At 36.2% G+C, this 3,916-nt stretch carries 5 protein-coding genes; 3 read left to right on the forward strand and 2 right to left on the reverse strand.

The features are described from left to right. Window positions 1-128: 128 nt before the first annotated feature. Complete coding sequence (locus V7659_RS19080) at window positions 129-1,874, forward strand: B12-binding domain-containing radical SAM protein (RefSeq protein ID WP_335541423.1); 1,746 nt, start codon at window positions 129-131, stop codon at window positions 1,872-1,874. Window positions 1,875-1,892: 18 nt separating this feature from the next. On the opposite strand, the gene V7659_RS19085 is transcribed toward V7659_RS19080, so the two are convergent. Then, complete coding sequence (locus V7659_RS19085; protein WP_186328650.1) at window positions 1,893-2,030, reverse strand: hypothetical protein; 138 nt, start codon at window positions 2,028-2,030, stop codon at window positions 1,893-1,895. Continuing rightward, a complete protein-coding gene (locus tag V7659_RS19090) occupies window positions 2,030-2,191 on the reverse strand; it encodes a hypothetical protein (protein WP_166257651.1) in 162 nt (53 codons plus the stop codon). Before V7659_RS19090 ends, V7659_RS19085 begins: the two co-directional genes overlap by 1 nt. A gap of 140 nt (window positions 2,192-2,331) precedes the next feature. Between V7659_RS19090 and V7659_RS19095 the strand changes: the two genes are divergently transcribed. Together V7659_RS19095 and V7659_RS19100 are read left to right on the forward strand one after the other, a co-directional pair. Then, window positions 2,332-2,685, forward strand: coding sequence for a DUF3905 domain-containing protein (locus V7659_RS19095; protein WP_335541425.1), 354 nt, complete (start codon window positions 2,332-2,334; stop codon window positions 2,683-2,685). Window positions 2,686-2,797: 112 nt separating this feature from the next. Further along, window positions 2,798-3,916 (forward strand): CdaR family transcriptional regulator (locus V7659_RS19100; protein WP_335541427.1); only part of this gene is annotated, 1,119 nt, incomplete at its 3' end.

Genomic DNA, 3,916 nt, shown 5'->3' on the forward strand with positions numbered 1-3,916 from the left:
AGTTTAACACAGCCATTTATTAAGACCCATGCCAAACAGGCATGGGTCTTTTGTATCGTTTGCTTCATTTTTTGTCTAAACTAGGCTATAATAAAATATTGTTTTCATTTATGCAAAGGAGTTTTAATATGAATGTTATTTGTTCAACCTTGAATGCTAAGTTTATTCATACCAACCTAGCGATTCGTTATTTAAAGGCTTATGCAGAACCAGATTTTAATATACAAATCAAAGAATATACCATAAAGGACCCTATTTTAAATATTGTTACAGATCTTTATCAACAGAAACCGAAAGTGATTGGATTTAGCTGCTATATCTGGAACATCGAAGAAACCATTAAAGTGGTGAATCTGTTAAAAAAAGTGGACCCGTCGCTAATTATTGTTCTGGGAGGACCTGAGGTTACTTATGACACGCGTGAATGGATGGAAAAAGTACCTGAGGTGGACTTTATTGTTATGGGTGAAGGAGAACAAACCTTTAAACAGTTGCTAACGGAGATCCAAAATAATCATAACTTTAAAAAAGTGCCTGGCATTGCCTTACGTGAGAATCAGCAAATTGTTATTACTCCCCAAATGAATAAGTTGGACCTTAAGGAATTACCTTCACCCTATCGCTTCCCTGAAGATATCGCCAATTTAGGCAAACGGGTCACCTATATTGAGACTAGCCGTGGTTGTCCATTCAGCTGCCAATTTTGCTTGTCATCGATTGAGGTAGGTGTTCGGTACTTTGACCGTGAAAAAATTAAAGAAGATATACGCTATTTAATGGCAAATGGGGCAAAAACAATTAAGTTTGTCGATCGTACCTTCAATATTAGCAGAAGTTATGCAATGGAAATGTTCCGTTTCTTAATTGATGAACATCTCCCGGGAACTGTCTTTCAGTTTGAAATTACAGCAGATATCATGCGTCCTGAAGTGATTGAATTTCTTAATCAAGAAGCACCAAAAGGTCTTTTCCGCTTTGAAATCGGTGTTCAATCCACCAATGACTCTACCAATGAATTAGTGATGCGAAAACAAAATTTTTCAAAACTGACCAGAACAGTCTCAATGGTGAAAGCAGGTAGAAAAATCGACCAGCATCTTGATTTAATAGCCGGTTTACCTGAAGAAGATTACGCTTCTTTTCGAAAAACTTTCAATGATGTATTTGAACTCCGTCCTGAAGAGCTGCAGTTAGGTTTTCTAAAAATGCTCAGAGGAACAGGCGTCCGGCTTCGTGCGGATGAGCACAAATATATATATATGGATCATTCTCCCTATGAAATTTTAAGCAACAATGTCCTCTCTTTCGATGATATCGTTAGAATTAAGCAGGTGGAGGATGTGTTGGAAAAGTATTGGAATGATCATCGGATGGATGCTACTGTGGAATATTTAATAACCAATGTGTTTCCTTCACCGTTTGATTTCTTTCAAGAATTTGGTTCTTTCTGGGAAAGCCAAGGCTGGTCCAGAATTGGGCATCAACTAGAAGATCTATTCCGAAGACTGTTTGCCTTTTTGGAACACCAGGATGTTGCCGACCTTGATGTTATTGTTGGGCTAATGAAATATGATTACCTCTTGAAGCACAAATTCAAACCGAGAAAACCTTGGTGGGAAGCAAGCTTTAATAAGGAAAAAAGAACAAAAATTTACAAACAAATTTCCGAACACCCAGCTATTCTAGGACATTCGTTTGTAGAACTTGGTCTCGATGAAAAAGAGTTATATAAACATACGATGCTTGAAGAACTCTCTTTTGATTTATTAGAGTTCCAAACAACTGGGAAAATTTCTAAACAAGCCTCCTGTCTATTAGCTTATTTTGAGCCAATGAACAGTCGTACACTTATCTTTTCCTATTCTGAAAAGTAACAAGCCGGCGTTGCCGGCTTATTTCTTTTTATTGCTTTTCTTCTCTTTTTGAGTTACCTGCATAATATCATATAATTTTGTGCCGTTAACATCGCCAAATTCGATGCTGAATTCTTCAGTAGGAATACGTGGTGGGGTTTTACGGCGGCTTTTCATTAACTTCTTCCCTTTTTCCCTAATTTGGAATTTCGATTTTGAAATCTAATTGCATTGTTATTATCAGTAAATTCCGCTGAAAATTCACTTTCCTGAACATTTTTATGAGGTGTTTTTGTATATTTTTCCACTGCATCAAATTCTGCTTTACGCTTAGCCATCAAATAATCCTCCCTGAAATTAGTGTAATCTTACTTCCATAGTTTTGAACAAACTTAAGGTAATCATTCCTTTCCTTATTTTTCATAAATAAATTTGTCCTACTCGAAGAAAATAAAGAAAAAACAGGAGTGATTTGAAAATGAAAAAAGCGAAAAATACACAATCCGCCAAACAAGTGAGCTTGAATGAAACGATGCCCCATCAAATCAGTGCCCCTAGCTTTGAGGGTACTGGAATAAAAATGGAGCCTCCCTTTGTTAATAAACATGGTGTTACAATCGGTGATAGTATCTATGCCTCATCCAATTCTCCTTTAGAAAACTGGACAAAGGATACCGATCCTTCGATTATGGCGGGAGATGAATGGGTTCATCCGACTAATGATATTGGCTGGAATACAAGTGAGAACCGTGAGTTATTGGAAAGTAAAAAGAAACCGCAAGCATATCCTTTTATGCATCCTTCAAAAGATGTAAGTCAAGGAAGTGATTAAGAAATAATTTCTACCAAACTCTGGGTGATACATCCAGAGTATTTTTTATACCAAAACAACTTGCAGACAAACACTGCTATAATATAAGCAGTTGTTCCTGGAGGTGTCACCTTTGATATTACCCGAATTAGCAGAAAAAATTGTCAAAGAAGTTCAGAAGTTAATTGGTGAAGATATTATAGTTGTAAACACGGAGGGCTATATCATTGCAAGTACAGACCCCGGTAGAGTAGGTTCTTTCCATGAAGGAGCATTGATCGCATTACAACAAAAACGAAAGATGATTATTACAGATAAAGACCAATTAAAGTTATCTGGTGTAAAAGCTGGGATTAATTTACCGATCTTTTTTCAACATGATGTGATTGGAGTAATTGGAATTACTGGCGAACCAAATAAAGTTACTCCCTTTGGTGAAGTAATCCGAAAAATGACTGAACTCCTTATTAGTGAAAATTATTATGCTGAACAGTTTGAATGGCATACCCGGGCAGTAGAATCTTTCATAATGGATTGGGTCCAGGCCAAAGAGTGGAATTACTCTTTTTTAGACAGAGCTAAGCTTCTATCAATAGACATTACGGTCAAAAGAATGGTTGTAATTATTGAGTTTATCGGGTTAAACGCACCATTATCCAGAGATAGTTGGACAATGATTTTTAATAGGTTTCAGCAAAATACAAAAGAGGTTGTCGCCCGGTCTGGCAATGAAAGGATGGTATTACTCATAAATTGCACTAATCGGCCTACACGGGAGAGTATTGAAAGACGCTTGAAGCATTTTTTTCAATTCTTGACAAGCAATTTCGGGATTCAAGCAATTGCTGGTGTTGGTCAGGCGGCAGATTCGCAAGAAATCAGTAATTCTTATCGACAAGCCGAAAGATCCCTGAAAATAGCAAAGTTAAATTCTTCGATTATCTTCGATGAAGATTTGACACTTGAAATGATTTCTGAAGAAATAAATCCCAAAACCAAAGCTGATTTTATTACAAGAACCATTGGACCCCTTTTGAAAGAAACAGAACTATTAGAAACCATTAAAGAATTATTTAAGCAAAATCATTCGCTGAAGAACACATCCAATACATTACATATACATATTAATACCCTCCACTACCGTTTAAAAAAAGTTGAGGAATTAACACAATTAAACCCTAATAATATCCATGATTTAGTTACATTGTATCTTGGAATCCTCTTTTTGGATGAACAAACAAAAATCCAAAAA

It is taken from the genome of Neobacillus drentensis, from assembly GCF_036966985.1.
GTDB classification, from domain to species: domain Bacteria; phylum Bacillota; class Bacilli; order Bacillales; family Cytobacillaceae; genus Neobacillus; species Neobacillus drentensis_E.